Consider the following 26,425-nt stretch of genomic DNA (forward strand, 5'->3'; position numbering starts at 1 on the left):
TCCTCTTGATGGTCACCCGCCCTAGCACACTCACCGGGCCGATCAACCCGCGAGGGCGGGCCCGATGCTATGTCAGCCGGGTCGAGGAGCGGTGCTCAAGGAGACGTTGCCAAATGGCGGATAACCCGCCGGCGTACCGGCCGGCGGGGAGGTCGGCACGCAGGATCGGCGAGGTCACATCGCCATTTTTTCACATTCGGCCTGGGCCTTCTTGGTCGACGTATCGATCATGTAGGCTTTGCCCTTGGCGTCGGTGATCATCATCATGCAATGCTTGATGGGCTTGGCCATCTTCATCATATCGGCGCTCATCTTGGCGTCCGGCATCATGGTGCCCATGTGACCGTCCGGCATGATCGCGGTGACCTGCCCGCCCTTCATCATGGTCATGGCGCCCATCGTGTCCTCGGCAAAGGCCTGCGAGGCGCAAAGACCGGCGAGGCCGGCAACGAGTGCGAACTTGATCGAGTGCATCTGAACAACTCCCATTGTTGAGGGGCATGGTCGCCCCTTTCTGGTTCGCGGATACGCTTCGATTGGTTACGCCAACACGAATATGTGATCGATTTTCAGCCGGCCATGGCGGGAGCCGGCCCCGTTCCGCCCTGGCACCGGCGGCAGGGCTCAAAATTTGTTGACCTCTGTGCCAGCCGAAATCGCTATCGCTTCGCATCGATCGGGACATAAAGCAGTCGGGTGCGGCGGGAAGGCCAGGCCGGCTGGGCCGCACGAATCGACGCCGGCTTGATCGTGGATGGCCCACAGGCGGGCCACCGCTTCCTGCACGACGGAACTGGCGGACAATTGGAACAGCATCTCTTTGCGACCGAGCGCGACCCGCGTCTCAAGCTGATCATCCCGGCAATCGTCGCCATCGCCTTCCTGATGGAGCAGCTCGATTCCACCATTCTCACCACCGCTATCCCGGCCATCGCGCAAAGCCTCGACACCACCCCGGTCCGGCTCAACCTAGCGATCACCACCTACATCCTGACGCTCGCGGTGTTCATTCCGGTCAGCGGCTGGTTCGCCGACCGGTTCGGCGCCCGGAAAATCTTCGCCTTGGCGCTCTTCACCTTCACCCTTGGCTCGGTCCTGTGCGGCGTGGCCGACAGCGTCGGCATGCTCCTGGCCATGCGCGCGCTGCAAGGACTGGGCGGCGCCATGATGACGCCGGTCGGGCGGCTGATCCTGTTGCGCTCCTTTCCGCGCAGCGGGCTGATCACGGCCATGACCTACATGACCTTGCCGGCGATCGTCGGTCCCGTCATTGGGCCGCTGCTCGGCGGCCTCTTGACCACCTATGCGTCCTGGCGCTGGATCTTCTACGTCAACGTGCCGTTCGACCTCATCGGCATTTTCGCCGCCTTGCGCTTCGTCGACGATTTCCACGGTGAGGAGGCGCAGCCTTTCGACTTCGCCGGCTTCCTCATGGTGGGCGCTGGCGCCGCGTTGCTGCAGTTCGGCCTGGAGAATATCGGCAGGCCGATCATTTCCTCGCTGGCGACCATGCTGGTGCTGGCCGCGTCGGTCCTGCTTCTGCTCGCCTTCGGCCGCTATGCGCGCCGCGTCGCGGCGCCCGCGGTCGATCTCACGCTGTTTCGCTTCCGCTCCTTCTGGGTCGGCACGCTTGCCGGGGGGCTGTGTCGCATCGGCCTCAACGGCGCGCCGTTCCTTTTGCCGCTGATGCTGCAGGTCGGCTTCGGCATGAGCCCGGTCACGTCCGGCTCGCTGACCTTCGTCGGCAGTTTCGGCGCGCTTCTGATGCGGCCGCTGCTGTCGTTCTTTCTGCGGCGCTTCGGCTTCAAGGCCGTGCTCAGCGGCAGCGCGATCGTCGGCTCCGTTGCCGTGGCGGGCTTTGCCCTGCTCGACGCCGACACCCCGCATTGGCTGATCGGCCTCTATGTCTTTTTCTTCGGCATCGTGCGTTCGGCGCAGTTCATGTCGTCCAACACGCTGTCCTATGCCGACCTGCCAGGCGAGAAGCTCAGCCGCGCCACCAGCCTGGGCGGCGTCCTGCAGCAGCTCAGCGTTTCGCTCGGCGTTTCGATCGCCGCCATGGTGCTCGGCCTCGTCTCCGGCCAGGCGCATGCGCCGACGGCGGACCAGTTCCATTGGGCGTTCCTGCTGACGGCGGTGATCCCGCTGCTTTCCATACCGGGGTTCTTCTTCCTGCATCCGGAAGACGGCCAGCAGGTCAGCGGCCATCGCCGCAAGGCGGAAGCCGACGCCTGAACCTGCGGGGCGCATGACTCCGACGCCGAGCTGTGCTATGCGCCGCGCTTCATCTGCGACCGATGCTGAAATCGGCCGCAAATCGCTTATATTGGCGCCACCATGACCGTTTCGCTTGATCTTACCGCCGAAGGCGCTCGTGACGCCTTGCGCCGCGCAACACCGACCGAGAAGCCGTCGCTGATCGGCCTGACCCGCGCCGAGCTCGGTGAAGCTCTCATCAATGCCGGCACCGTGCCGGAGCGTCAGGCCAAGATGCGCGCCCAGCAGCTCTGGCACTGGATGTATGTGCGCGGCGTTTCCGACTTCGCGCATATGTTCAACATCTCCAAGGACCTGCGCGCCGAGCTCGACAAGCATTTCACCGTCGCGCGGCCGGAAATCGTCGAGGAGCAGATCTCTTCCGACGGCACGCGCAAATGGCTGTTCCGCTTTCCGCCGCGCGGCGCCGGCCGTCCCGTCGAGATCGAGACCGTCTACATTCCCGAGGAAGGCCGCGGCACGCTCTGCATTTCCTCGCAGGTCGGCTGCACGCTCACCTGCTCCTTCTGCCACACCGGCACGCAGAAGCTGGTGCGCAACCTCACCGCCGAGGAGATCCTGGCGCAGCTGCTCACCGCGCGCGACCGCCTCGGCGACTTCCCCGACCGCGACACGCCGGACGGCGCCATCGTGCCGGCCGAGGGGCGCAAGGTTTCCAACGTCGTCATGATGGGCATGGGCGAGCCGCTCTATAATTTCGAGGCGGTGAAGAAGGCGCTGCTGATCGCCTCCGACGGCGACGGGCTTTCCTTGTCAAAAAGACGCATCACCCTGTCGACCTCCGGCGTGGTGCCGGAAATCTTCCGCACCGGCGAGGAGATCGGCGTCATGCTGGCGATCTCGCTGCACGCCACCAATGACGACCTGCGCGACCTGCTCGTGCCGATCAACAAGAAGTTCCCGCTGAAGGAGCTGATCGCCGCCTGCAAAGCCTATCCGGGCCTTTCCAACGCCAAGCGCATCACCTTCGAATATGTGATGCTGAAGGACGTGAACGATTCCCTCGACGACGCCAAGGCGCTGGTGAAGCTGCTCAGGGGCATTCCGGCCAAGATCAACCTGATCCCGTTCAATCCCTGGCCCGGCACCAACTACCAGTGCTCGGACTGGGAGACGATCGAGAAGTTTGCCGACTACATCAACAATGCCGGCTACGCTTCGCCGATCCGCACCCCGCGCGGCCGCGACATCCTCGCCGCCTGCGGCCAGCTCAAGTCGGAGTCCGAGCGCATGCGCAAGGTCGACCGTCTGGCGCTCGAAGCCATGATGATCGCGGGACACGGCGAGGCGTGAGGCGAATCATCGCCTACCTCATCCGCTTCGCCGCCATCCTGGTCGGCTATGTCGTCGCCTCGCTGGCGGCCAGCACCTTCCTCAACGTCCTGGTCCTGGCGCATCTCGGCTATACGCCGGCCGATCCGGAACCGACGGCCACCGCAACGCTCTATTTCTCGGTGCCGTTCGTGGCGCTGTTCGTCGCCTATTTCGCCTTCCTGCCGGCGGCGGTCGTCATTTTGATCGCCGAGGTGCTCGGCCGCCGCGACTGGCTGTTCTACGCGCTCGGCGGCGCCGTCATCGCCATCGTCTTTCTCGGCTTCGTGCACAATGTCGGCGATGCGAATTTCGATGTCACCGAAACCAATGCCAGGCTGGCCGTGATCGGCGCCGGCATGGTCGGCGGCATCTTCTACTGGCTCTCCGCTGGTCGCTGGGCCGGAAGCTGGCGCCGCGCGCCCTTGCTCGACGCGGAACCGTGAGCCCTACTTCGCCTGCGCCGTCAGGATCTTGAGCGCGAAGGCCGAGAACACGCCGGCGAACAGATAGTCGACCACGCGCGTGACGCGCGGGCTTGCCTTCATCGCCGCCGAGAACTTTTCCGCCGCCAGCACCATCGGCACCGTCACCGGGATCGACAGCACGATGAACATCATGCCGAGGAAGAACAGCTTTCCGGACGCGTTCGGATCGTGCGCGGAGACGAATTGCGGCAGGAAGGTCATGAAGAACAGGATGATCTTGGGGTTGAGCAGGTTGACGCCGAGCCCGGCCGCCCAGCTGCGGAACAGGGAGACTTGCGGCCCGGTCCTCTTCTCCGGCGAGAAGGCCGAACCCTTCGTCACCGCCTGCCAGGCCAGGAACACCAGATAGCCGGCGCCAAAAATCTTCAGGACGAAGAAGGCCATCGGCGAGGCGACGATCAGCGCCGAGATGCCGACCACCACCAGCGTGGTGTGGATCAGCGTGCCGGTGAGCGCACCCGCCATCGAGGCAAAGCCGGTGGCGCGGCCCTGGCTCAGCGTGCGCGAGACGAACAGCGTCATGTCCGGCCCCGGCGTGATCGCCAAGATGACGGTGGCGATGGCGAACTGGATGAGCGTCGAAGTGTCGGGAATGAAGGACATGCGTGCGGCCCTGGGTGAGATCGCACAGCCTATAACGCGACCATTTTTGCTCCGCCAGCGTCTGCCCGGGCAAACATCTGGCCCAGCCTGTGCTGGAGCCAGGCCTCTGTTCGTCTCTTGCGCCGCCCGGAAAGGCCGTGATACCTCGCCCCGCGAAGCTCTTTTCCCGCGGAACCGCCAAAAATGTCCAAGATCAAGAACGTCAAGAAAGTCGTGCTCGCCTATTCCGGCGGCCTCGACACCTCCATCATCCTGAAATGGCTGCAGACCGAGCTCGGCGCCGAAGTCGTCACCTTCACCGCCGATCTCGGCCAGGGCGGCGAGCTGGAGCCGGCCCGTAAGAAGGCCGAGATGATGGGCATCAAGGACATCCGCATCGTCGATGTGCGCGAGGAATTCGTCGCCGACTTCGTCTTCCCGATGTTCCGCGCCAACACCGTCTATGAAGGCACCTACCTGCTCGGGACCTCGATCGCCCGGCCGCTGATCTCCAAGCACTTGGTCGAGATCGCGAAAGAGACCGGCGCCGACGCGATCGCGCATGGCGCCACCGGCAAGGGCAACGACCAGGTCCGCTTCGAATTGTCGGCCTATGCGCTCAACCCCGACATCAAGGTCATCGCGCCCTGGCGCGACTGGACGTTCAAGTCGCGCACCGATCTGATCAACTTCGCCGAGCAGCACCAGATCCCGGTCGCCAAGGACAAGCGCGGCGAAGCGCCCTTCTCGGTCGACGCCAACCTTTTGCACTCCTCTTCCGAAGGCAAGGTGCTGGAGGATCCGTGGAACGAGCCGCCGGAATTCGTGCATCAGCGCACCGTTTCGCCTATGGACGCGCCCGATGCCGTCACCGAGATCGAGATCGAATTCCTCAAGGGCGACCCGGTCGCGCTCAACGGCAAGAAACTGTCGCCGGCCACCATGCTGGCGGCGCTCAACGACCTCGGCCGCGACAACGGCATCGGCCGCCTCGATCTGGTCGAGAACCGCTTCGTCGGCATGAAGTCGCGCGGCGTCTACGAGACGCCCGGCGGCACCATCTTGATCGCCGCCCACCGCGCCATCGAATCGATCACGCTCGACCGCGGTGCCGCCCATCTCAAGGACGAGTTCATGCCGCGCTACGCCGAGCTCATCTACAACGGCTTCTGGTTCTCGCCCGAGCGCGTCATGCTGCAGGCGATGATCGACAAGAGCCAGGAAGACGTCGAAGGCACGGTGCGGCTGAAGCTCTACAAGGGCAATGTCATCGTCACCGGCCGCAAGTCGAAGAAGACGCTTTATTCCGATGCGCTGGTCACCTTCGAGGACGACCGCGGCGCCTACGACCAGAAGGACGCCGAGGGATTCATTCGGCTTAATGGCCTGCGGCTGCGGACGCTGGCGGCAAGGAACCGTCGCTGAAGCTTGCTGATCTTCCCCGCAAGGGGAGCGCTGTCCTGCCAACCCGTCCTTCGTCATTCTAGGGCGGAGCAAGGAGCGAAGCGACGCGCGCAGACCCTAGAATGACGAAGGATACGTCGCCGTTTCACGCGCGAGGACCCCCTCCGTCGCTTCTGGCCACATCTCCGCCGAGGCACCCGAGAGGGGAGATACCTGCTTCCCTGCTTCCCTGCTTCCCTGCTTCCCTGCTTCCCTGCTTCCCTGCTTCCCGGCTTTCGCCAATCTCCAAGCCCAACAAAAAAGCCCGGCGCATGGCCGGGCTGTTCTGCTCAACAGAGATTCAAAGATCAATCCGCGTCGATCGCCTCGGCGATGCGGGCGATGGCCTGCTGGTAGACGCTTGCCGAATTCCAGCCGGCGATTGCGCCCATATTGGCCTCGTAGCTCGCGCCGGCATGCCAGCCATGCCCCTTGAGGAAATTGGCGGTCGAGGCGAGCGCCGTGTTGCGGTCGCGCAGGTTGCCGCTGCCGACGCCGTATTTCAGCACGTTGCCGGGCAGGAACTGGGTGTGGCCGATCTCGCCATGCATGGCGCCGACCGACGACGCGCTCAGCGCGCCGCGATCGACCAGCTTCAGCGCCGCGATGGCATGCGGGGTGAAGTAGTCCGGGCGGCGGCAGTCATAGGCGAGCGTCAGGATGGCCGACACCGTGTTCTGGTTGCCCATCGAGGCGCCGAAGCCGGTCTCCATGCCCCAGATGGCCAGCAGCACGCCCGGCGGCACGCCATAGGTCCGCTCGATGTTGGCGAACATCGCCGCGTTGGCCTTCTTCAGCGCGCGGCCTCTCGAGATGATGGCGGAAGCCCCGCGTCGCTGCATGAACGCCTCAACCGAGCCGCTGAACGCCTTGTGGATGGCGCGATCGGCCGAAATCGTCCTTGTCGCGTAGGTCGCCCCGGCCAGCGCCGAAAGGCCCCTTTGGCCGACGCCGTTGGCCTTGGCCTCGGCGGCAAAGTCCTGCTTCCAGGCGTCGAAGCCGGCGCCATTCTTGCCGCAGCTGGCCGCGGCTTCAGCGCCTGTCGCCAGCCCAAGCATCGCCACCACCGCCGCGGCGGCCACGAAAATCCGTCTTTTGGCAAAAAATGCCATGTCCTTCTCCTGGTTGCCTTGAATCACGTCCCGGTTGCGAATTTGCCAGCGAAACGTCTGGTTGTCACCGCCCTCACGGGGGACGTGACACGCGACACTGGCGAAAGAAGGGCAATTTACCTACGATCAGCCATCAGGTGTGGCGGGCTTGCCTCATGAAAGACGTTGATGTCGTGATCATTGGCGCCGGTTCCGCAGGGACTTGCCGGGGCGAAAGCGTGCCCGGCAGGTCATTGCCCAACTCGCTACGAAATAGCTTCGGAACGCCGGAGGCCCGGCGGACGTTTCGAGAGGCTTCCACCTCTTCCGCACGTTGAAAACAAGATGAAGCTGTTCGACTGTCCAAACTGCGGCCACCGCCTTTATTTCGAGAACGCCCAGTGTCTGAACTGTTCCAGCCTGGTGCTCTACGACCCGTACGAAGCACGTTTCCTGCTGGGGGGTGCGAGCGGCGTTCCCGCATGCGGCAATGCCGACGAGTGCGCCTGCAACTGGCGTGCCGAGGCTGGGCGGACTTTCTGCCGCGCCTGCGCCCTCAACCAGGTCATTCCCGACCTTTCCATCGACGGCAACCGTCGGCGCTGGATCCGGGTCGAGGCAGCGAAGAAACGCGCCATCTATTCGTTGCTGGCCTTCGGCCTGCCGGTAGTGCCCAAGACCGGCCCGGGCGACGAGATCGGCCTTGCGTTCGACTTCCTCGCCGACCCGATCGGCGCCGGTCCGGGCGGTGAGCGCATCCTGACCGGCCATGACAACGGCCTGATCACGCTCAACGTTGCCGAGGCCGATTCCGCCGAGCGCGAACGACGACGCGTCGAAATGGGCGAGAACTACCGCACCCTGCTCGGCCATTTCCGCCACGAGATCGGCCACTATTATTGGGACCGGCTGATCCATGGCGATCCCGATCGGCTTTCGGCCTTCCGCGCGCTCTTCGGCGACGAGCGGGCCGATTACGAACAGGCCCTGAAAGCTTACTACGCCAATGGCGCTCCGCCGGACTGGCAGCAGCGCCACATCTCGGCCTATGCCGCATCCCATCCCTGGGAAGACTGGGCCGAGACCTGGGCGCATCATCTCCACATCACCGACACGCTGGAGATGGTTCACGCGCTGAATTTTCCGCTTGGCCGGCTGGAGACCGTGGACGCCGACGCCATCCCGCGCGGCGACACTGGTGGCCGTCTGCACCCGGCGCCCGCCGATCCCGACCTGGATCCGGAGCCATTTGAAAGGATCCTGGCCCGCTGGCTGGTGCTGTCGGAGGCCTCCAACTCGATCAACCGCTGCATGGGCCTGCCGGATCTTTACCCCTTCGTGATTTCCGAGGTGGCGGCGGGCAAACTCGCATTCGTGCACGAGCTTTTGACAGGCGCGTCGAAAAAGGCCTGGAACAATTCGTGAGCGGGCGCAAAGCACTTTAGCCGGAACGCATAAGCCTTTGTTTCGTTTCCGATCCCGAGGGAGCGTTGAAAACGGAGAGAATAACCATGACACGCGTGTTGTTTCCGGCTCTGGCCGGTGCGCTGCTCACGATCTCAGGCGCAGCTTTCGCCGACACTCCCGTACAGGCGGTGACCGACTTGAACGTTCGCGCTGGCCCCGGGCCGCAATATCCGGTTATCGGCGTGCTGGCGGCAGGGCAGTCGGCCACGCTTAACGGCTGCATCGAAGGCAGCAAATGGTGCACGATCGCCGAAGCCGACGGCAAGGGCTGGGTCTATTCCGACTATGTGACGGGCGATTTCGGCGGCAGCCGCGTCGTCGTGACCCGTCGCCCGGCCAATGCCGAGATCGCCGTCGTCGCCCCGCCGACCGACAACATCTACACGACCGATACCTACACCGGCGCCATCGTTTCCAACGACGACGCCATCGAGTCGATCGGCAGGCCGCCGGCCGAGGTCGGCACCTATGTCGCCACGCACCGGGTCGATCCGGTCTATCTCGACGGCGAGGTGGTGACCGGCGCCACGCTGCCCGACACGGTCGAGCTGCGCGAAATCCCCGATTATCGGTATCGCTACGTCTATGTGAACAACCAGCCGGCGCTGGTCGATCCTGGCACGCGGCGCATCGTCTATGTGATGCGCTGATCGGGACCGACACCTGAAAAGACAAACGGTCGCCGGGATGGCGGCCGTTTGCTTGCGTGCCGGCAGCTCAGGCCGCTTGCATCTGTTCAAAGCTGCGCCGCATACGTTCGGGATTGGCCGAACGGTCCGAACTTCGTCATCCACGGGCGGAGCGGAAGCGAAGCGGACGCGTAGACCCGAGGATCCATGCCGTTACCTCAACCGAAGAAAGCAGCGGAGCAGAATTCTGCACCGTTTGCGGCGCCCCAAAGTCACGGAATGGATCCTCGGGTCTGCGCTCGTCGCTTCGCTCCTTGCTTCGCCCGTGGATGACGACCGCGACAAGCGTTCTGGCTAGTTCCATCAACCGTTGACGCGAATTATCTCAGCAATGTGGGACCGCCACTGTCTTCGTCGCGCATGCTACGGCGCTCCAAGCGTGCTACGCTCAACATGCCGCTTAGGTAAGTGATTAGCTGGTTGACGCCCACTTGGAAAACATCTCTCGGAGTGGCGTCGGCGGGAGCTTTCATCATCATAGAAAACTCGTGCCATTTGAGCGAAAGGCACCAACCGCGAATCGGCTCTATGTCAAACGCCGCTTCAAGTTGGTGCGCAAACTTATTACGAATTTTACCGACGGTGCGGAGATCGTCACGCACCGTCTTACAGATTAATCCCAGACAGTAAGATGCCGTTACGCGGCTTGAAAAAGTGCCCAGCGGGCAGTCGACGCCAACCAGCCTTTTCGTCTCTTTCTCATCATCTACCATAAAGTTTATGAGCATATGTTCTAAGATGTTATCGAGAAACGTCGTACCCACTATTGCAATAGCGCGTTCGTCGGCTGTTTCCCGCTCGTTGAACAGACTATGAAACGCCAACAGCGCATCGTGATGTTGCCAATACCTTTCCAAGTCCTTGCCGGTAATAATAGACCCACTTCTGACGTCAGCGGGCTTCGTTTGTTCGCCTTTCATAGGCTCACGTCCTTTTTGGTTATCCATATCCAGGATCACGATAGTGATCGGTCGGATGGAATATTGGACAAGGTAGTCGCCTTGTCTTCTGCAGTAAACTGGATAGCCACCCAAGACGATTGCGCAGAAAACGCCGATCTCCTAGACCCATGTGGCTAAAGCCTTCGGCAGGGGAGCCGCGTGACGATCGAAAATGCCGCCTTCGAGCGCTATCGCCGCTCGCCGAACGAAAAGACCAATTTGCTGCGCCTGTTTTTCGGGACTGCGATCGTCATCGCCTTCTGGATGGCGATGACGGCTCTGGTGCTGTTTGCCGGCACCTATCTCTACCTTGTCTGGCGTCTCCCCGGCCCCTCGACCGGGCGCTACATGCAGGACTTCCTGGCATCGCCCACCGGCATCCTGAGCGCTCTGACCTCCTTTGCCGGCATCTGGATCGGCCTGTGGGTGGCGATGCGTTTCGTGCATGGCGAGCCGCTGTCGGCCCTTTTTGGCGTCAGCCGCCGCGTCGCGGGCGGCGATTTCCTCAAGGGCCTGGCCGCGGTGCTGATCACCTCGCTCTTTTCGGAGGTCCTGCTCTATTGGCTGCAGCCGGAGATCGCGCGCGGGCCGATCGCCTTTTCGTCCTGGCTGCTCTTCCTGGTGCCGATCGTGCTGCTCGCCTTCCTGCAGACCTCGTCGGAGGAGATGCTGTTTCGCGGCTATCTGCTGCGCGGCCTCGCCTATCGCTTCAGCAGCCCGCTGGTCTGGGCGCTGCTGCCCGGGCTGCTGTTCGCGTCGCTGCACTGGAATTCGGCCTCGACACTTGCCATCAATGCCTGCGTGCTGGTCTCGATCGGCACCTTTGCCCTGCTGCTCACGCTCCTGGTCTATGTCACCGGCAATCTCGGCGCCGGTTTCGGCGCCCATCTCGGCAACAATCTGACCGGCTTCCTGCTGATCTCGCACCAAGAGGGCTACAATGGCTTCGCGCTGCTTAATGCCAAGCCCCTCGAAGGCCCCGGCTGGACCGGGCTGGACGCCGTTCTCATCGCCGCGATCGGCATCGTCAGCACGCTTTTGACGATGCTCTTGCTTTTGCACCGGCGCTCGCCGCTCAGGGTCGGGACGATCAAGCAAAGCCTGGGCTGAGCCGTCCCGAATCGCGGCGTTTTGGCTGGGATTTCGGCATTGTCTTTTGATGCATGCCGTTGCCGCAAAACCGCTGCGCACTTTTGCGCGACATGCATCAGCCTTGACTCCGCGGCCAATTTCCTGTCTAGAGCCGCTGAATTCCGCGACGAGTTTTCTTTCGCGAAAGCCGACCAGGACGCCGAAGCCGCTTTGAGGCGGGTGCTGTAAAGAGATCCTGGAGGCCAACACCCGGCAGCGCGATGCGCCCCCGGGTGCTTTTTGGCTTTGCGCTTTTGCTTGGCGACCCGGCGCGAACGCACTACCTCTCGGTCGAAACCCACCGAGATCAAGGACCGCAGATGTTTGAATCCCTCCAGGAGCGTCTTGGCTCCATCCTGAACGGCCTGACTGGCCGCGGCGCGCTGTCCGAGGCGGATGTCTCGGCGGCTTTGCGCGAGGTGCGCCGGGCGCTGCTCGAGGCCGACGTCGCGCTGGAAGTGGTTCGCTCCTTCACCGACAAGGTGCGCGAGAAGGCGGTCGGCGCCGCGGTGCTGAAGTCGATCAAGCCCGGACAGATGGTCGTCAAGATCGTCCATGACGAGCTGGTCGAGATGCTCGGCGCCGAGGGCGTGGCCGTCGACCTCAACGCGCCGGCGCCCGTCGTCGTCATGATGGTCGGCCTGCAGGGCTCCGGCAAGACGACCACCTCGGCCAAGATCGCCAAGCGCCTGACCGAGCGGCAGAACAAGAAGGTCCTGATGGCCTCGCTCGACACGCGGCGGCCCGCAGCACAAGAGCAGCTGCGCCAGCTCGGCGAGCAGACCAAGGTCGCCACCTTGCCGATCATCGCCGGCCAGAGCCCGGTCGATATCGCCAAGCGCGCCGTGCAGGCCGCCAGGCTCGGCGGCCATGACGTCGTCATCCTCGACACCGCCGGCCGCACCCATATCGACGAGCCGCTGATGGTCGAGATGGCCGACATCAAGAAGGTGTCGAGCCCGCACGAGATCCTGCTGGTCGCCGACTCGCTGACCGGCCAGGACGCCGTGAACCTTGCCAAGAGCTTCGACGAACGCGTCGGCATCACCGGCCTTGTGCTCACCCGCATGGACGGCGACGGCCGCGGCGGCGCTGCCCTTTCGATGCGCGCCGTGACCGGCAAGCCGATCAAGCTGATCGGCACCGGCGAAAAGATGGACGGGCTGGAGGAATTCCACCCCAAGCGCATCGCCGATCGCATCCTCGGCATGGGCGACATCGTCTCGCTCGTCGAGAAGGCCGCTGAGACCATCGACGCCGAGCAGGCGGCGGCGATGGCCAAAAAGATGCAGTCGGGCAAGTTCGATCTGAACGACCTCGCCCAGCAGCTTCAGCAGATGTCGAAAATGGGCGGCATGGGCGGCATCATGGGCATGATGCCCGGCATGGGCAAGATGAAGGACCAGCTGGCCGCCGCCGGCCTCGACGACAAGATGTTCGGCCGCCAGCTCGCCATCATCTCCTCGATGACCAAGGCCGAGCGCGCCAACCCCGATATGCTCAAACACTCGCGCAAGAAGCGCATCGCCGCCGGTTCCGGTACGGACGCGGCCGAGATCAACAAGCTGCTCAAGATGCATCGCGGCATGGCCGACATGATGAAGGCGATGGGCGGCAAGGGCAAAGGCGGCGGCCTCATGCGCGGCATGATGGGCGGCCTCGCCTCGAAAATGGGCCTTGGCGGCATGATGCCGGGCGGCATGCCCGATCTTTCCAGGATGGATCCCAAGCAGCTCGAGGCCCTGCAGAAGCAGGCGCAGGCCGCCGGTCTCGGCAAAGGCATGCCGGGCGGACTTCCCGGTGGCGGCGGACTGCCGGGCCTGCCCGGCGGCATGAAGCTTCCGGGTCTTCCGGGCCTCGGCGGCGGCGGGCTGCCCGGCCTTGGAAAAAAGAAGTGAGGGGGCGATGAACGAGGAGAAAGACATGGCCGACGCACGCGTCATCCTGGCTGGCTACCGCGCTTCGATCGACAACATCGACGCCGCCCTCATCCATATGCTGGCCGAGCGCTTCCGCTGCACCAAGGCGGTCGGCGTGCTGAAGGCCGAGCATGGCCTGCCGCCCGCCGACCCGTCGCGCGAGCAGCAGCAGATCGCCCGCCTTCGCCAGTTGGCGAAAGATGCGAACCTCGACCCGGATTTCGCGGAGAAGTTCCTGAACTTCGTCGTCCGCGAGGTGATCCGGCATCACGAACAGATCGCCGCTTCCAACGGTGTGACGAAAACGGGTTGAAGAAACCCCGACTTATTCAACGAAATCAGAGCTTTTAGGAGAAAACAAATGGCACTGAAGATCAGACTGGCCCGTGCGGGCTCGAAGAAGCGTCCTTACTACCACGTCGTCGTCGCCGACGCCCGTTCGCCGCGCGACGGCCGGTTCATCGAGTCGCTGGGTTCCTGGAACCCGCTGCTGCCGAAGGACGGCGAGCGCGTCAAGGTCGACGCCGATCGCGTCAAGCATTGGCTGTCGCATGGCGCCCAGCCGACCGACCGCGTGCTGCGCTTCCTCGACGAGGCCGGCCTTGCCAAGCGCGAAACCCGCTCGAACCCGAACAAGGCCCTGCCCGGCAAGAAGGCGCAGGAACGCGCCGCCCTGCTGAAGAAGGCCCAGGAAGATGCGGCCGCTGCCGCCGCCGCGGCGACCGCCGCGCCGGCCGAGGCTGAAGCCGCCACCGCCGAGTAATCACGGCCTTTCGCTTACAAAACGGCGGGCCCAGGCCCGCCGTTTTCTTTGGTCTGCCTGACGCCTCAGTAGCCGGATGGGCAGCGCGCCACATAAACGCGACCGTAGCGGTCGCGATATCGGCACTGGCCGCTTTCGCTGGCATGGCCGATCAGTGCGCCGGCCACCGCGCCGACCGCGCCGCCGACCACCGCGCCCTGAACCGGATTGCCTGCCACCGCGGCGCCAACTGCCGCGCCGCCCAGGCCGCCGATCGCCGCACCCTTTTCCGTTTGCGAACAGGCGCCAAGGGCCATCGTCAGCATCAGGATGGTAATTGCTTTCTTCATAATTGTTCCTCTCTCACGCGGATCGCCGTCCTCGCCGCCATGCCCTAAACTCACGAACGGCTGAATTGATCCCGACGATGATGAAGATTGGCCGGCTACGTGCCGGTGGGATTTACGCAACCGGACGCCAACTCCTTGAAAACCTGGCGGTTTTCACCGCTCGGCGAGTCGTATCAGATTGCCGAGGCCGGCCTCGAAATCCTTGCCGATCAACGTGTCGAAATTCATCAACAGGCCCATCAGCTTGGCAATGAAAGGCCTCGCGCCGCGCATCGCCCAGGTGACGGTCGTGCCCTCGCCGGACGGCGAAAGCGAGAAATCGACAGTGTTGTTGGCCCTGAACGGCTTTTCGAAAGCGAGCTTTAGCGCGACCTGCGACGACGGCACCGAATTTATGATCTCCATGCGGCCCTTGCCGGCCTTCGAATTGCCCTCCCAGGCATAGGCCGCGCCCTTGCCGCTTTCGGCGCCGGAGAGCGTGCGCTTCATCTCGGGGTCGAGTTTTTCGAAGGGCGACCATTCGAGCCAGCGCCGAAAATCGTCGATCAGCGGGAAGATCGTCTCGGCAGGCGCCTTGATGCTGGCCGAGCGGGTGACGACGAAATCGTTCGGCCGGGTCGCGGCATAGACCAGCACGGCGGCGATGATGACGGCCAGGATGAGGAGGATGGTGGCAAACATCTGTTCTCCTCCCTATCGCGAAAACGGGATCAGCGCGCGCACTCTTGCGTCGCGCAGGTAGAGCCCGCCCCACAGGATAATGCCGAGATAGACGCCGAACAGCGTATGCGAGAACAGCGGGTTGCCAGTCCGCACATGCGTCGAAATCGCGCCGCCCATATAGGCGGTGAGCAGGATGGCGCCGAGCATCGACGTGCGTGGCCATGCGTAGAGCGCGGTCGAGACCAGGCCGATGACGCCCAGCATGCGCGCCACATTTGGATCGGCCGGCCAGCCGAGCTGCGCCATCGTTTGCGTGACGACATCCAGCGGCGGCAGTTTGATGACGCCGTCGAAGATCATGAACAGGACGACGACGGCGCTGAGCGCGCGCCCGGCCCACAAAGCGCCTTTTGAAGCAGGCGCGGCTTCGGAAATGCGCATGGATATTCCCTCCTGATGGTTTCGAATGCCGGCCATTTGCCGGGTTCGATCCAAGGACGAAGGAACATGCCGCGATCCTACACGCCTTCGTCATACTCGGGCTTGACCCGAGTATCCATGCCGTGACGTCGAACGAAGAATGCAGCGCTCTAGAATGAAGCTCCAGCCAGGCGATCTTAACTTCTGGGTCTGCGCCGCGTCGCTTCGCTCCTTGCTCCGGCCTTAAAGCGCGTCGCGCTGAAGCGGATTCAGGCGACGCGCTTTAAGGCTTTGTTTTCATGCATGTCGTTATCGCAAGACGGCTGCACACTTTTCCGCGACATGCATTAGAATGACGAAGAGAACACAGCGCTTTCGACCAATCTCCGAGGGCAGAGCTCTCGTGGATCGACCTCCTAAGAGAAGTAGAACTTGTCGGCCGCGATCATCTTCGGCGGCGTCTCGTCCAGCGCCTCGAGCACGGAAATCTCGCAGACGCGGCAAAGGCCATCCAGCGCCAAGTCGTTGGCCTCGATGCCGAACGGGTCCTCGAGCTCTTCCGACAGCGCGTCGAGGCCGAAGAACGTATAGGCGATCAGCGCCGTGAACAGCGGCGTCGCCCAGCCAGTGGTCGAGATCAGGCCGATCGGCAGGAGCAGGCAGACGACATAGGCCGTGCGATGCACCAACAGCGTATAGGCGAAGGGCAAGGGCGTGCCGGCGATCCGCTCGCAGCCCGCCTGGATGGCGGCGATCGCGGCCAGCCTTTCATCGAGGATGCGGAAGCCGATCGGGTCGAGCGCGCCCGCCTCGCGCCGCGCATTGGCGCGCCGGCCCATGCGGCGGACCATGTCGTCGGCCGGATTGGTGCGGGCGACGGCCTTGTCGACCTCGTCGCCGATGAAGGCGCGGGCGTCGTTTGTGCTGTCGATTTTGCGCAATTGCCCGCGCAGCAGGTGGCAGAAGGCAAGCGCCTCCATCAGAAGCGCGCGCTGCTCGGCGCGGTCGCCGACCAGACTGGTGGTGGCGCGCGCCAGGTTGCGGATCTCGAAAACCAGCGCGCCCCAGAGCTTGCGGGCCTCCCACCATCGGTCATAGGCGGCGTTGTTGCGGAACGACAGATAGATCGACAGCGTCACGCCGACGAGCCCGAAAGGCGCGATGCTGAAAGCGCTGAGGTCGAGCTGGAAGTGCCGCGCGAGCAGCAGGATGACCGCCGAATAGAGGGCGAAGCCGAAAATCTGCGGCAGGATGCGCGGCACCACCGAGCCGCGCATGATGAAGAACAGCTGCAGGAATGTCGGGCGCGGGCGGACGATCATTGGGTGACCTTTGCAAGCCGGCTTGGCTTTGATGTCTTATTGTGCGGTCGATGCCCGCGGCGCACCCGCAAGCGACATCGAGATGTCGTCGACACGGCCGGACCGTCGGCCCTTGCATGTATTGAGACATACGACTGCGACTGCCACGAGGAGGAGCGACGATGACGGGCGAGACCAACTTGCAAAAACTGCTCGCGTCGATGACGCCGCAACTGCTTGCCGACGTCTATGTGTTCGCGACGCTGGCGCCGGGCACGCCGGTCCCTGCGAGACTCGATCCCATCATGCAATTTCGCGAGCGGGAAGGCCTGACCCTGATCACAACCGAAGACGAGGCGAAGGCCGCCGGCCTCGCCGGCACCTTCCGCTGCCGCATGATCACGCTCGACATCCACTCCTCGCTGGAAGCCGTCGGCTTCCTCGCCGCCATCACGAGACGGCTCGCGGCGGCCGGCATGGGCGTCAATCCGGTCTCGGCCTTCTATCACGACCATCTCTTCGTGCCGGCGGAGCGGGCGGAGGAGGCGCTGGCCACATTGCAGCGGTTGGCGGCTGAAAGCGGCGGGTGAACTCAGCGCCTGAGCGCATAGAGATGGTTTCGGCGACGGCTCGGCCAACAAGGAAGGCCTGCCGGATATTTCGCGATGGTGGCGGCATCGGAGCCGATGGCCGGGCGTAGGGTGATTTCGGTCCGGTCACTCATAGGCCGGCGCTGCCCCTCATCCGCCCTTCGGGCACCTTCTCCCCGTTGAACGGGGAGAAGGAAGGGCGTCCCGGCCGAAGGCCGAGCCCGCGACCGCGGGCCGCCGGTCGTCCGGCGCGCCCGCGCAGGGCCAGCCGCGGCAGCGGCGATACGGCCCGTGAGCGAGAAACCAAACGGCCGAAGGCCGAGCCCGCGACTGCGGGCCGCCGGTCGTCCGGCGCGCCCGCGCAGGGCCAGCCGCGGCAGCGGCGATACGGCCCGTGAGCGAGATTAAGCCGCCTTCTTCTTCGGCTGGATGAGGCCGCGCTCGACCAGCAGCTCGGCGATCTGCACGGCGTTCAGCGCCGCGCCCTTGCGCAGATTGTCGGAGACCACCCACATCGACAGGCCGTTGTCGATGGTCGAATCCTCGCGGATGCGCGAGATGAAGGTGGCATCCTCGCCGGCCGATTCGAGCGGCGTGATGTAGCCGCCGTCCTCGCGCTTGTCGAGCACCTGGCAGCCGGGCGCCTCGCGCAGTATCTCGCGCGCTTCATCCGCCGTGATCGGCTTCTCGAACTCGATGTTGACGGCTTCCGAATGGCCAATGAACACCGGCACCCGCACGCAGGTCGCCGTCAGCTTGATCTTGGGGTCGAGCATCTTCTTGGTCTCGGCCACCATCTTCCACTCTTCCTTGGTGAAGCCGTCGTCGAGGAAGACGTCGATATGCGGGATGACGTTGAAGGCGATGCGCTTGGTGAACTTCTTGACGTCGACCTGGTCGGCGACGAACACGGCGCGGGTCTGAGTGAACAGCTCATCCATGCCTTCCTTGCCCGCGCCGGAGACCGACTGGTAGGTGGCGACGACGACGCGCTTGATGGTGGCGACGTCATGCAGCGGCTTCAGCGCCACGACGAGCTGAGCGGTCGAGCAGTTCGGGTTGGCGATGATGTTCTTGCGTGTAAACAGCGAGATCGCGTCCGGGTTAACCTCCGGCACGATCAGCGGCACGTCCGGATCGTAGCGGAAGGCCGACGAATTATCGATGACGACGCAGCCCTGCTTGCCGATCTTCGGCGACCATTCCTTCGACACATTGCCGCCCGCCGACATGACGCAGATGTCGGTATCGGAGAAATCGTACTGGTCGAGCGCCTTGACCTTCAGCGTGCGGTCGCCGAAGGACACTTCGGTGCCCTGGCTGCGCCGCGACGCCAGCGCCACCACTTCGCTCACCGGGAAGCCGCGTTCGTCCAGAATGTTGAGCATTTCGCGGCCCACATTGCCCGTGGCGCCGACTACCGCAACCTTGAAACTCATCTGATATCTCCTGTCCCTCTCCGCTTGGTTGTTGGAGAAAACCCGCCGGCCTCATGCGGGTTCCGCCCCCGGGCCGGACCCGGGAGAGGGTGGTTAGGCCAAGGGAATCACACCGTTTTGGTGGTTTTGGCCGTAGTTTTGCTGGAACGGACGGACGCGTCTAAGCGCCCAGCCCAATGCGTTACATTGTGGCTGGGGGAGTCGAATGCAAGATGAGCCATCAAAAGGCCGCGCATCGAAAAACGATCCCGTTCGACGCGGGCTTTTACGCGGTTTGGCAGAAGAGTCAATCGGCGCTGCGCTCTCCTTCTCCCCGTCACTATACGGGGAGAAGGTGCCCGAAGGGCGGATGAGGGGCGGCGCCGACTTCGACAGTTAGCTCGTCCGGAAGTGAGGCCTGAAGCCTCGCCCCTGCCTTACCTATCAGCGGTCGCGCTGCCCCTCACCTGCCTGCCGGCATCCTCTCCCTGTATAGTGACGGGGAGAGGGGCGCTCTCGCAAGCGGTTTCGCCAGTCGGCGGCACAGCATGGTCGCGGTCCTGGTGGAGCCCATGCACTATACAAGTGAGGCCGCAAGAAGTACGAACGCCCAAATATCCTTTGGCTGGCGCAGTGCCGGCCTTGTGCTCCGCGACGAGTACAGAACCCCGAATTCCGAAAGAAGAAAATGTCCAGTTTCGAAACGATTGTTCCTGCGCTGGCAGAGGCGCTGGAAAAGCGCGGTTATTCAGCGCTGACGCCGGTGCAGAAGGCGGTGCTTGGGCCGGAGCTCGGCCAGGCCGACGCGCTGGTGTCGGCGCAGACCGGGTCCGGCAAAACCGTCGCCTTCGGCCTTGCCGTGGCACCGACGCTGCTTGGCGGGACTGAGCGTTTCGCCGGCGCCGGCGCGCCACTGGGGCTGGTCGTGGCGCCGACGCGCGAGCTGGCGCTGCAGGTGCGGCGCGAGCTGGAATGGCTTTACGAGCTGACCGGTGCCCAGATCGCCTCCTGCGTCGGCGGCATGGACATGCGTACCGAGCGGCGCGCGCTGGAGCGCGGCGCCCACATCGTCGTCGGCACGCCCGGGCGTCTGCGCGACCACATCACGCGGGGCGCGCTCGACATGTCGGCGCTGAAGGCCGTGGTGCTGGACGAGGCCGACGAGATGCTAGACCTCGGTTTTCGCGAAGACCTCGAATTCATCCTCGATGCGGCGCCCCTCGAGCGCCGCACGCTGATGTTTTCCGCCACCGTGCCGCGCTCCATCGCAACGCTCGCCCAGGGCTACCAGCGCGATGCGGTGCGGATCGCCGCCGGCGGCGAGGAAAAGCAGCATCTCGACATCGAATACCGAGCGCTCAGCGTTGCTCAGGCCGACCGGGAAAACGCCATCATCAACGTGCTGCGCTATTACGAAGCCCAGAACGCGCTGGTGTTCTGCAACACGCGCGCGGCGGTCAACCACCTGACGGCGCGCTTCAACAACCGCAATTTCTCCGTCGTGGCGCTGTCGGGGGAGCTCAGCCAGAACGAGCGCAGCCACGCGCTGCAGGCAATGCGCGACGGCCGCGCCAAAGTCTGCATCGCAACGGATGTCGCGGCGCGCGGCATCGACCTGCCCAATCTCGAGCTGGTGGTGCATGCCGACCTGCCGACCAACCCCGAGACGCTGCTGCATCGCAGTGGCCGCACGGGCCGCGCCGGGCGCAAGGGCGTCAGCGCCCTGATCGTTCCCGGAAATGCCCGCAGGCGCACCGAGCGGCTGCTTGGCAATGCCGGCATCAAGGCGACATGGGCGAGCCCGCCCTCGGCCGACGATGTGCTGCGCCGCGACGACGAGCGCATTCTGGCCGATCCCGCGCTTGCCGAGCCGATCAACGAGGAGGAGCGGTCTTTCATCGAGACGCTGCTCAACCAGCACGGCGCCGAACAAGTGGCGGCCGCCTTCGTGCGGCTTTGCCGCAGCAGCCGCTCGGCGCCTGAGGATCTGCTCGACGTCGCGCCGTTCGCGCCTTCGCATGAAAGATTGGCGGGCGAGAAATTCGCGCGCCGCGACGAAACACCCGCCCGCCGTGATGATTTCGGCGACAGCGTCTGGTTCTCGCTGTCGGTCGGCCGCCGGCAGAATGCCGAGCCGCGCTGGCTGATCCCGATGCTGTGCCGCACCGCCGGCATGTCCAAGCGCGAGATCGGCGCCATCAAGATGCAGCCGGAAGAAACCTTCGTGCAGATCGCCGCCGACTGGGCCGACCGGTTCCTCGCGGCGATCGGCCCCGACCGCAAGCTGCAGGGCAACATCGCGGTCAAGCGGATCGACGGCACGCCGGACCTGTCGCGGGCCGGCTACCAGACGCCGAAGCCGGACAAGAAACCGCATCGCGGCAAGGGTGCTTTCGACCAGAAGAGCCCCAGATTCGAGAAACGGGAGCCGGGCGAGCGACAGCCTGGCGGCGAGGCGAAACCCTGGGCGAAGAAGCCGGCAAAGGCAAAGTTCGACAAGCCGAAATCCGACCAGCCGTCAAAGCGCAAGAAGCAGAAGAAGCGGCCAGCGTAACATCGCGACGGAAGTGGGAAGCCGACCCGCGGCGAGCGCCGGGGGCAGATCGCCAACCTTGGAGATTGGCTGAAGCGTCCGCCTGGCGGTGGTGCGCCGCCATCACCCAAAGGAGGATGGCGAGCGCTTCGGCATCGTCGACCATGGCCCAGCGAAGGTCGACGGCGCCGGTTTCACCCCAGGAACTTGGCGATTATGGCGTCGCCCATTTCGGTGGTGCCGACTTCCTTCATGCCCGCCGAGAAGATGTCCTTGGTGCGCAGGCCGTCATCGAGCACGGCGGCGATCGCCGCTTCCAGCTTGTCGGCCTCGGCGACCATGCCGAAGGAATAGCGCAGGCACATGGCGAAGGACGCGATCATCGCGATCGGGTTGGCGATGCCCTTGCCGGCGATGTCGGGCGCCGAGCCGTGCACCGGCTCGTAGAGCGCCTTGCGCTTCTTGGTCTTCACATCCGGCGCGCCGAGCGAGGCCGACGGCAACATTCCGATCGAGCCGGTGAGCATGGCGGCGATGTCTGAGAGCATGTCGCCGAACAGATTGTCGGTGACGATGACGTCGAACTGCTTCGGCCAGCGCACCAGCTGCATGCCGCCGGCATCGGCCAGCATGTGGTCGAGCTTGACGTCGCTGTATCTGGCCTTGTGTGTCTGGCTGACCACCTCGTTCCACAACACGCCCGACTTCATGACGTTGCGCTTTTCCATCGAGGTGACGTGGTTCTTGCGCGTCCGCGCCAGCTCGAAGGCGACACCCGAAATGCGCTCGATCTCGAACGTGTCGTAGACCTGGGTGTCGATGCCGCGCTTCTGGCCGTTGCCGAGATCGATGATCTGTTTCGGCTCGCCGAAATAGACGCCGCCGGTGAGTTCGCGCACGATCAATATGTCGAGGCCTTCGACCACGTCCTGCTTGAGCGAGGAAGAGGCGGCCAAAGCCGGGTAGCAGATCGCGGGCCTGAGGTTGGCGAACAGCTCCATGTCCTTGCGCAGCCGCAGCAGGCCGGCCTCGGGGCGCACCTCGTAAGGCACGGCATCCCATTTCGGCCCGCCGACGGCGCCGAACAGCACCGCATCCGCCGCCATCGCCTTTGCCATGTCCGCATCGGAGATCGCCGCGCCATGCGCATCGTAAGCGCAGCCGCCAACCAAGCCCTCGTCGGTGGCGAAGCCGCTGCCGAGCTTGTCGTTCATGGCCTTGATCAGCTTCTTCACCTCGGCCATGGCTTCGGGGCCGATGCCGTCGCCGGCGAGCAGGAAGAGATTTTTCGAAGCCATGGAGAACCGTCCGGAAAGAATTGAACCGGCGCCTTGCTAAACGCCAAGTGGTTGCGGCGCAAGGGGACGAGCGCCGAGATCGTCTCAAAGAAGACCGGCAGCGCCTACCGATGCGACAGGATATTCACCAGCCGGCCGAACGGGTCGCGCACATAGAAGCGACGCACGCCCCAGGGCTCGTCGGCCGGGCCGTATTCGACGGCGAAGCCGGCCTCCTTCATGCCCGCAAGCGCCGCATCCACGTCGTCGACCTCGATCGAAAGGTCCGGCACCGGCGTGCCTGACCCGCCCTCGGCCATGATGCTCACCTGCACCTGCATCCGTTCCTGGGAGCCATAGGTGGCTATCCAGCCTTGATCCATGTGGATGTCGAGGCCAAGCACGTCATGATAGAAGCGCTTCGCCGCCGCGATGTCCCTTGTGGCGATGTTGGCTACGATGCGCCGAACCGCCATCCCTCAACTCCTATGCCGCGCGCCGCAGCGCCGTCACCTCGATCTCGATCTTCATCTCCGGCTTGTTGAGCTGGCACACGATCATCGTCGCCGCCGGGCGGATGTCGCCGAAGGCCTCGCCGAGGATCGGGAAGACCACATCAACGAAAGCCTGGTCGGTGATGTAGTAATGCGCGCGCACCACGTCGGCCATGTCGAAACCGCCATCGGCCAGCGCCTTGGCGATGGTCGCCAGGCAGTTGCGCGTCTGCGCCTCGACCGTGTCCGGCATCGTCATAGTGGCATAGTCGTAGCCGGTCGTTCCCGAGACGAAGCACCAGTCGCCCTGCACCACCGCGCGCGAATAGCCGGCTGTCTTTTCGAAGGGGGAGCCGGTGGAGATGAGCTTGCGCATGGGGGCCTCGTTGGGTTGCAGGCCTGCATTTAGCAGGCGGAGCGGCGCAGGTCGTGGGCCAAGCCGGGCGGAGCATTGTCACGAAGGCAGGCGCAAGCCTTGGAAATTGGTCTGGGCCTTTCTCCGGTCGTCATTTCAGGGCGGAGCAAGGAGCAAAGCGACGCGCGCAGACCCTGGAATCCATGCCGTAACGTCGAAGCGCCGCCAGCGGTGCAGAATTCTGCTCCGATGCACTCTACGGCAACCGTCACGGCATGGATCCTCGGGTCTGCGCTCCGCTGCGCGTCGCTCCGCCCGTGGATGACGGAGCTGACGGGTGGTCAGCAAGACACCGGCCTAAGGTATGTTGAGCTTCAGGTCAGGCCGAGTCGAAAGTGGTGGCCGAGAACCGGAGCGGAGCGTACTTAAGTACGTGAGCACCGGAAGCGTAGGAGGCCGCCACTTGCAGGCCGGCCTGACCTGAAGCTCAACATACCTTAATTCCCCGACCCTTGCGCGTCGTCATAGGCCTTCTTGATGTCCTCCGGCCAGTCCTTGACCGGTGGCCAGGCCTGCGGCTCGCCATTGTCGCCGCGGCGGGCGAAATAGACTTTCTGCTTGCCCGGATCGACCGCCATGAAGCCGTCATTGCCGCCGCAGTCATGCGGCACGCAGCCGGTGGCGTAGAAGGCGCCCGATGCCGTCTTTTCGGTGCCGCCGCCGACCAGCAGGCTGGTCGCCATGTCGGGCATGTCGTCGCCCAGCAGAGCCTGTCCAGCCTTGTAGACGGCCTCGTTGTGGAAGGCATCGATGATGTTGTCCAATTTCGACGGGTCGACGTCCTTCCAGTCGGTGCCGGGTTCGGGCGTGTAGGTCAGGTTGCCGGAGGTGGTCAGCCCTTCCGTGGGCGACCATTGCAGCGCCGGCTTGGAATCGCCCGGCAGCAGGTAGGGCACGAAATAGACGGCGCTGTCGGAGATCGCGGCCGGCGGCGCCCCGCATTCGTCCTGCTCGACCGTGGTGGTCTGGATCTCGCCGTCCTTCGGCTTCCAGACGATGACCTTGGCCGGCCCGCACTGGTTGCCGCCGTCGCCGACATCGACCAGCGCCACGTTGACGTCGCCGATCTTGACGATCCTGTCGAAGAAGACGTCGTAATTGCTGGCCAGCTGCTTGCCGTCATAGGACAGCACCTTCTCGCCATCCTGCTCCGGCTGCGTGATGGTGAGCTGGCCGCCTTCGAACGGGATCGGCGCCTGCTTGTCGTCATCCGAACCGGCCTGGTCGCTGCCCGATCCCTGGTCGGCCGCGCCTTGATCGGCCGCCGGCTGGTCGGACGCGGCGGGCGCCGGCTCCGGGGCCGGCGCGGTGGTCTGCGCATTGGCGCCGATTGTGGCGAGAAGAATTGCCGCCGACGCGCAGGCACCGGCTAAAGACAAGCGTGTCATGACTGTCCCTCCATTCAGCCGCCGCGAACCCGGCCGCTTGCGGCCGGGTCCATCTATCTCAGTGCTTTCGGGCCCTCAGGCCCAGGGACGCTGCTCGGCGTTCTTCTTCTCGAACGATGCGATGGCGCCGGCCTTCTCCATGGTCAGCCCGATGTCGTCAAGGCCGTTCAAGAGGCAATGGCGCTTGAAGTCGTCGAGATCGAAGGTGACCACGCCGCCATCCGGCCCGCGGATTTCCTTCGCCTCGAGATCGATCGACAGCGTTGCATTGGAGCCGCGCGAGGCGTCGTCCATCAGCTTGTCCAGGTCTTCCGGGCTGACGGTGATCGGCAGGATGCCGTTCTTGAAGCAATTGTTGTAGAAGATGTCGGCGAACGAGGTCGAGATCACGCAGCGGATACCGAAATCGAGCAGCGCCCAGGGCGCATGCTCGCGACTCGAGCCGCAGCCGAAATTGTCGCCGGCGACCAGGATCTGCGCCTTGCGGTAGGCCGGCTTGTTGAGCACGAAATCCGGGTTCTCCGAACCGTCCTCGTTGTAGCGCATCTCGGCGAACAGGCCGGTGCCGAGCCCGGTGCGCTTGATCGTCTTGAGATAATCCTTCGGAATGATCATGTCGGTGTCGACATTGACGATCGGCATGGGCGCGGCGACGCCGGTGAGCTTGGTGAATTTATCCATGGTCCTTGCCCGTCTTCTTGGCTTGCGGGGAACTTTGCGGGACGGTTTACACAAAGCCGGCGGCAAATGAAAGGCGACTGTCCGTGCATTGCCCTTGGGCCAATGGCGGCCATGGCGCACGGACCAGGGGCTGGAACGCTTCAAAAACGGCTTCGAAATCCTGCCCGGCTGGTGCAGTCTGCGGCCATGGCCGATCCTTCCAAAGTTCTCTACGCCAGCGAGCCCGCCCTCGATGTCGCAGAATTCCGCCGCGTGCTGGTCGAATCCGGCCTCGGCAAGGTAAGGCCTGTCGACGACGAGGCCCGGCTGCAAGCCATGCTGGACAATGCCGACCTGGTGCTGACCGCGCGGCTCGACCGGCCGGACAGGCAACTGGTCGGCGTCGCGCGCGGCATGACCGACTTCTCTTGGGTCTGCTACATTTCCGACCTCGCCGTCTCGAAGGCGGCGCAAGGGCTCGGCGTCGGCAAGGGCCTGATGGACGAGGTCAAGCGCCAGCTCGGCCCTTCGGTCGCCGTCAGCCTGATCTCGATGCCCGACGCCGTCGGCTTCTATGAGCGCATCGGCATGACGCGCATGACGGACGCTTTCTGGTTCTCCCGCAAAAGCTGACCTGAACCGCCACCGATATCGGAGCCGACTCCTGCCTGGAACCGGCGAGCCAGATCGACCCCACTCCGTCGAGCGAGTTCGCCGACCCTGGCTCCCTTCCTCTCCCTCCGGAGGGGGGAGAGGTGGCGCTGCGAAGCAGCGACGGAGCGGGGGAAGGCGCTGCTCAAAAGCGAAGCCACCTCAAGACAAGCACAATCCGGCA

The 26,425-nt window shown here is 64.3% G+C and carries 27 protein-coding genes; 13 read left to right on the forward strand and 14 right to left on the reverse strand.

Features of this window, described 5'->3' with window-relative positions:
- Nucleotides 1–174 precede the first annotated feature (174 nt).
- Nucleotides 175–474 (reverse strand): hypothetical protein, encoded by a 300-nt coding sequence (locus FJ957_RS27755; RefSeq protein ID WP_140647862.1) that lies wholly within the window; start codon nucleotides 472–474, stop codon nucleotides 175–177.
- Nucleotides 475–804: 330 nt separating this feature from the next.
- Between FJ957_RS27755 and FJ957_RS27760 the strand changes: the two genes are divergently transcribed.
- The 3 genes from FJ957_RS27760 to FJ957_RS27770 all read left to right on the forward strand — a co-directional run bounded on the left by FJ957_RS27760 (nucleotide 805) and on the right by FJ957_RS27770 (nucleotide 4,034).
- Nucleotides 805–2,235, forward strand: coding sequence for a DHA2 family efflux MFS transporter permease subunit (locus tag FJ957_RS27760; RefSeq protein ID WP_140836019.1), 1,431 nt, complete (start codon nucleotides 805–807; stop codon nucleotides 2,233–2,235).
- A 102-nt stretch (nucleotides 2,236–2,337) separates the two neighbouring features.
- Nucleotides 2,338–3,570 (forward strand): 23S rRNA (adenine(2503)-C(2))-methyltransferase RlmN, encoded by a 1,233-nt coding sequence (gene rlmN / locus FJ957_RS27765; RefSeq protein WP_140836020.1) that lies wholly within the window; start codon nucleotides 2,338–2,340, stop codon nucleotides 3,568–3,570.
- Nucleotides 3,567–4,034 carry a hypothetical protein gene (locus FJ957_RS27770; RefSeq protein WP_140836021.1) on the forward strand — a complete coding sequence of 156 codons (468 nt, stop codon included), beginning with the start codon at nucleotides 3,567–3,569 and terminating at the stop codon, nucleotides 4,032–4,034. The genes rlmN and FJ957_RS27770 overlap by 4 nt, the downstream gene beginning before the upstream one ends.
- Before the next feature lie 3 nt (nucleotides 4,035–4,037).
- Here the strand turns inward: FJ957_RS27770 and FJ957_RS27775 are convergent, their stop codons facing one another.
- Nucleotides 4,038–4,679 (reverse strand): LysE family translocator, encoded by a 642-nt coding sequence (locus FJ957_RS27775; RefSeq protein WP_140647866.1) that lies wholly within the window; start codon nucleotides 4,677–4,679, stop codon nucleotides 4,038–4,040.
- Between the two features lie 183 nt (nucleotides 4,680–4,862).
- Between FJ957_RS27775 and FJ957_RS27780 the strand changes: the two genes are divergently transcribed.
- Nucleotides 4,863–6,083, forward strand: a complete 1,221-nt coding sequence (locus FJ957_RS27780) for an argininosuccinate synthase (protein ID WP_140836022.1) — start codon at nucleotides 4,863–4,865, stop codon at nucleotides 6,081–6,083.
- 326 nt (nucleotides 6,084–6,409) lie between these two features.
- Here the strand turns inward: FJ957_RS27780 and FJ957_RS27785 are convergent, their stop codons facing one another.
- Nucleotides 6,410–7,213, reverse strand: coding sequence for a lytic transglycosylase domain-containing protein (locus FJ957_RS27785; RefSeq protein ID WP_140836023.1), 804 nt, complete (start codon nucleotides 7,211–7,213; stop codon nucleotides 6,410–6,412).
- A 324-nt stretch (nucleotides 7,214–7,537) separates the two neighbouring features.
- Between FJ957_RS27785 and FJ957_RS27790 the strand changes: the two genes are divergently transcribed.
- Both FJ957_RS27790 and FJ957_RS27795 read left to right on the forward strand, forming a co-directional pair.
- Complete coding sequence (locus tag FJ957_RS27790; RefSeq protein WP_140836024.1) at nucleotides 7,538–8,617, forward strand: putative zinc-binding metallopeptidase; 1,080 nt, start codon at nucleotides 7,538–7,540, stop codon at nucleotides 8,615–8,617.
- A gap of 86 nt (nucleotides 8,618–8,703) precedes the next feature.
- Nucleotides 8,704–9,309, forward strand: a complete 606-nt coding sequence (locus tag FJ957_RS27795; RefSeq protein ID WP_140647871.1) for a DUF1236 domain-containing protein — start codon at nucleotides 8,704–8,706, stop codon at nucleotides 9,307–9,309.
- Between the two features lie 359 nt (nucleotides 9,310–9,668).
- On the opposite strand, the gene FJ957_RS27800 is transcribed toward FJ957_RS27795, so the two are convergent.
- Nucleotides 9,669–10,307, reverse strand: coding sequence for a hypothetical protein (locus tag FJ957_RS27800; RefSeq protein WP_140836025.1), 639 nt, complete (start codon nucleotides 10,305–10,307; stop codon nucleotides 9,669–9,671).
- A 141-nt stretch (nucleotides 10,308–10,448) separates the two neighbouring features.
- On the opposite strand from FJ957_RS27800, the gene FJ957_RS27805 reads away from it, so the two are divergent.
- The 4 genes from FJ957_RS27805 to rpsP all read left to right on the forward strand — a co-directional run bounded on the left by FJ957_RS27805 (nucleotide 10,449) and on the right by rpsP (nucleotide 14,102).
- Nucleotides 10,449–11,399: a type II CAAX endopeptidase family protein gene (locus tag FJ957_RS27805; RefSeq protein ID WP_140836026.1), complete on the forward strand. Its 951-nt coding sequence runs from the start codon at nucleotides 10,449–10,451 to the stop codon at nucleotides 11,397–11,399.
- A 341-nt stretch (nucleotides 11,400–11,740) separates the two neighbouring features.
- Entirely contained in the window at nucleotides 11,741–13,318 is a 1,578-nt protein-coding gene (gene ffh / locus FJ957_RS27810) for a signal recognition particle protein (RefSeq protein ID WP_140836027.1), read from the forward strand.
- 7 nt (nucleotides 13,319–13,325) lie between these two features.
- Nucleotides 13,326–13,652 carry a chorismate mutase gene (locus FJ957_RS27815; protein ID WP_140836028.1) on the forward strand — a complete coding sequence of 109 codons (327 nt, stop codon included), beginning with the start codon at nucleotides 13,326–13,328 and terminating at the stop codon, nucleotides 13,650–13,652.
- 48 nt (nucleotides 13,653–13,700) lie between these two features.
- Nucleotides 13,701–14,102, forward strand: a complete 402-nt coding sequence (gene rpsP / locus FJ957_RS27820; RefSeq protein WP_140658644.1) for a 30S ribosomal protein S16 — start codon at nucleotides 13,701–13,703, stop codon at nucleotides 14,100–14,102.
- 65 nt (nucleotides 14,103–14,167) lie between these two features.
- On the opposite strand, the gene FJ957_RS27825 is transcribed toward rpsP, so the two are convergent.
- From FJ957_RS27825 to FJ957_RS27840, 4 genes are all read right to left on the reverse strand, one after another.
- On the reverse strand, nucleotides 14,168–14,431 hold the full coding sequence (locus tag FJ957_RS27825) for a YMGG-like glycine zipper-containing protein (protein ID WP_140836029.1): 264 nt from the start codon (nucleotides 14,429–14,431) through the stop codon (nucleotides 14,168–14,170).
- 153 nt (nucleotides 14,432–14,584) lie between these two features.
- Complete coding sequence (locus tag FJ957_RS27830) at nucleotides 14,585–15,112, reverse strand: SRPBCC family protein (protein WP_140836030.1); 528 nt, start codon at nucleotides 15,110–15,112, stop codon at nucleotides 14,585–14,587.
- A 12-nt stretch (nucleotides 15,113–15,124) separates the two neighbouring features.
- Nucleotides 15,125–15,535 carry a DoxX family protein gene (locus FJ957_RS27835; RefSeq protein ID WP_140836031.1) on the reverse strand — a complete coding sequence of 137 codons (411 nt, stop codon included), beginning with the start codon at nucleotides 15,533–15,535 and terminating at the stop codon, nucleotides 15,125–15,127.
- Nucleotides 15,536–15,930: 395 nt separating this feature from the next.
- Nucleotides 15,931–16,836 (reverse strand): bestrophin family ion channel, encoded by a 906-nt coding sequence (locus tag FJ957_RS27840; protein ID WP_140836032.1) that lies wholly within the window; start codon nucleotides 16,834–16,836, stop codon nucleotides 15,931–15,933.
- Between the two features lie 161 nt (nucleotides 16,837–16,997).
- Between FJ957_RS27840 and FJ957_RS27845 the strand changes: the two genes are divergently transcribed.
- Nucleotides 16,998–17,405, forward strand: a complete 408-nt coding sequence (locus tag FJ957_RS27845; RefSeq protein WP_140836033.1) for an ACT domain-containing protein — start codon at nucleotides 16,998–17,000, stop codon at nucleotides 17,403–17,405.
- 404 nt (nucleotides 17,406–17,809) lie between these two features.
- Here FJ957_RS27845 and FJ957_RS27850 read toward each other — a convergent pair whose 3' ends face one another.
- Nucleotides 17,810–18,844 carry an aspartate-semialdehyde dehydrogenase gene (locus tag FJ957_RS27850; RefSeq protein ID WP_140836034.1) on the reverse strand — a complete coding sequence of 345 codons (1,035 nt, stop codon included), beginning with the start codon at nucleotides 18,842–18,844 and terminating at the stop codon, nucleotides 17,810–17,812.
- A gap of 667 nt (nucleotides 18,845–19,511) precedes the next feature.
- On the opposite strand from FJ957_RS27850, the gene FJ957_RS27860 reads away from it, so the two are divergent.
- Nucleotides 19,512–21,377 (forward strand): DEAD/DEAH box helicase, encoded by a 1,866-nt coding sequence (locus FJ957_RS27860; protein ID WP_140836036.1) that lies wholly within the window; start codon nucleotides 19,512–19,514, stop codon nucleotides 21,375–21,377.
- A 173-nt stretch (nucleotides 21,378–21,550) separates the two neighbouring features.
- On the opposite strand, the gene leuB is transcribed toward FJ957_RS27860, so the two are convergent.
- The 5 genes from leuB to leuD form a co-directional block, all read right to left on the reverse strand.
- Nucleotides 21,551–22,654, reverse strand: a complete 1,104-nt coding sequence (gene leuB, locus FJ957_RS27865; protein ID WP_140836037.1) for a 3-isopropylmalate dehydrogenase — start codon at nucleotides 22,652–22,654, stop codon at nucleotides 21,551–21,553.
- A 104-nt stretch (nucleotides 22,655–22,758) separates the two neighbouring features.
- The gene (locus FJ957_RS27870; RefSeq protein WP_140836038.1) at nucleotides 22,759–23,109 is read right to left on the reverse strand and encodes a VOC family protein; all 351 of its coding nucleotides are present in this window, start codon (nucleotides 23,107–23,109) and stop codon (nucleotides 22,759–22,761) included.
- Between the two features lie 10 nt (nucleotides 23,110–23,119).
- Nucleotides 23,120–23,503: a RidA family protein gene (locus FJ957_RS27875; RefSeq protein ID WP_140836039.1), complete on the reverse strand. Its 384-nt coding sequence runs from the start codon at nucleotides 23,501–23,503 to the stop codon at nucleotides 23,120–23,122.
- A 476-nt stretch (nucleotides 23,504–23,979) separates the two neighbouring features.
- Complete coding sequence (locus FJ957_RS27880) at nucleotides 23,980–24,930, reverse strand: hypothetical protein (protein WP_140836040.1); 951 nt, start codon at nucleotides 24,928–24,930, stop codon at nucleotides 23,980–23,982.
- 75 nt (nucleotides 24,931–25,005) lie between these two features.
- Nucleotides 25,006–25,611 (reverse strand): 3-isopropylmalate dehydratase small subunit, encoded by a 606-nt coding sequence (gene leuD, locus FJ957_RS27885; RefSeq protein ID WP_140647189.1) that lies wholly within the window; start codon nucleotides 25,609–25,611, stop codon nucleotides 25,006–25,008.
- 186 nt (nucleotides 25,612–25,797) lie between these two features.
- Here leuD and FJ957_RS27890 point away from each other — a divergent pair, with 186 nt between their 5' ends.
- Nucleotides 25,798–26,223 carry a GNAT family N-acetyltransferase gene (locus FJ957_RS27890; protein WP_140836041.1) on the forward strand — a complete coding sequence of 142 codons (426 nt, stop codon included), beginning with the start codon at nucleotides 25,798–25,800 and terminating at the stop codon, nucleotides 26,221–26,223.
- The last annotated feature ends 202 nt before the right edge of the window (nucleotides 26,224–26,425 follow it).

It is taken from the genome of Mesorhizobium sp. B2-4-6, assembly GCF_006442775.1.
Taxonomy (GTDB): Bacteria; Pseudomonadota; Alphaproteobacteria; order Rhizobiales; family Rhizobiaceae; genus Mesorhizobium.

Bases quoted from the DNA above. Each gene is read 5' to 3' on its own strand.
- FJ957_RS27755 (WP_140647862.1), bottom strand. From the start codon at position 474: ATGCACTCGATCAAGTTCGCACTCGTTGCCGGCCTCGCCGGTCTTTGC.
- rlmN (WP_140836020.1), top strand. From the start codon at position 2,338: ATGACCGTTTCGCTTGATCTTACCGCCGAAGGCGCTCGTGACGCCTTG.
- FJ957_RS27775 (WP_140647866.1), bottom strand. From the start codon at position 4,679: ATGTCCTTCATTCCCGACACTTCGACGCTCATCCAGTTCGCCATCGCC.
- FJ957_RS27780 (WP_140836022.1), top strand. From the start codon at position 4,863: ATGTCCAAGATCAAGAACGTCAAGAAAGTCGTGCTCGCCTATTCCGGC.
- FJ957_RS27785 (WP_140836023.1), bottom strand. From the start codon at position 7,213: ATGGCATTTTTTGCCAAAAGACGGATTTTCGTGGCCGCCGCGGCGGTG.
- FJ957_RS27790 (WP_140836024.1), top strand. From the start codon at position 7,538: ATGAAGCTGTTCGACTGTCCAAACTGCGGCCACCGCCTTTATTTCGAG.
- FJ957_RS27795 (WP_140647871.1), top strand. From the start codon at position 8,704: ATGACACGCGTGTTGTTTCCGGCTCTGGCCGGTGCGCTGCTCACGATC.
- ffh (WP_140836027.1), top strand. From the start codon at position 11,741: ATGTTTGAATCCCTCCAGGAGCGTCTTGGCTCCATCCTGAACGGCCTG.
- FJ957_RS27815 (WP_140836028.1), top strand. From the start codon at position 13,326: ATGAACGAGGAGAAAGACATGGCCGACGCACGCGTCATCCTGGCTGGC.
- rpsP (WP_140658644.1), top strand. From the start codon at position 13,701: ATGGCACTGAAGATCAGACTGGCCCGTGCGGGCTCGAAGAAGCGTCCT.
- FJ957_RS27825 (WP_140836029.1), bottom strand. From the start codon at position 14,431: ATGAAGAAAGCAATTACCATCCTGATGCTGACGATGGCCCTTGGCGCC.
- FJ957_RS27830 (WP_140836030.1), bottom strand. From the start codon at position 15,112: ATGTTTGCCACCATCCTCCTCATCCTGGCCGTCATCATCGCCGCCGTG.
- FJ957_RS27835 (WP_140836031.1), bottom strand. From the start codon at position 15,535: ATGCGCATTTCCGAAGCCGCGCCTGCTTCAAAAGGCGCTTTGTGGGCC.
- FJ957_RS27840 (WP_140836032.1), bottom strand. From the start codon at position 16,836: ATGATCGTCCGCCCGCGCCCGACATTCCTGCAGCTGTTCTTCATCATG.
- FJ957_RS27845 (WP_140836033.1), top strand. From the start codon at position 16,998: ATGACGGGCGAGACCAACTTGCAAAAACTGCTCGCGTCGATGACGCCG.
- FJ957_RS27850 (WP_140836034.1), bottom strand. From the start codon at position 18,844: ATGAGTTTCAAGGTTGCGGTAGTCGGCGCCACGGGCAATGTGGGCCGC.
- FJ957_RS27860 (WP_140836036.1), top strand. From the start codon at position 19,512: ATGTCCAGTTTCGAAACGATTGTTCCTGCGCTGGCAGAGGCGCTGGAA.
- leuB (WP_140836037.1), bottom strand. From the start codon at position 22,654: ATGGCTTCGAAAAATCTCTTCCTGCTCGCCGGCGACGGCATCGGCCCC.
- FJ957_RS27870 (WP_140836038.1), bottom strand. From the start codon at position 23,109: ATGGCGGTTCGGCGCATCGTAGCCAACATCGCCACAAGGGACATCGCG.
- FJ957_RS27875 (WP_140836039.1), bottom strand. From the start codon at position 23,503: ATGCGCAAGCTCATCTCCACCGGCTCCCCCTTCGAAAAGACAGCCGGC.
- FJ957_RS27880 (WP_140836040.1), bottom strand. From the start codon at position 24,930: ATGACACGCTTGTCTTTAGCCGGTGCCTGCGCGTCGGCGGCAATTCTT.
- leuD (WP_140647189.1), bottom strand. From the start codon at position 25,611: ATGGATAAATTCACCAAGCTCACCGGCGTCGCCGCGCCCATGCCGATC.
- FJ957_RS27890 (WP_140836041.1), top strand. From the start codon at position 25,798: ATGGCCGATCCTTCCAAAGTTCTCTACGCCAGCGAGCCCGCCCTCGAT.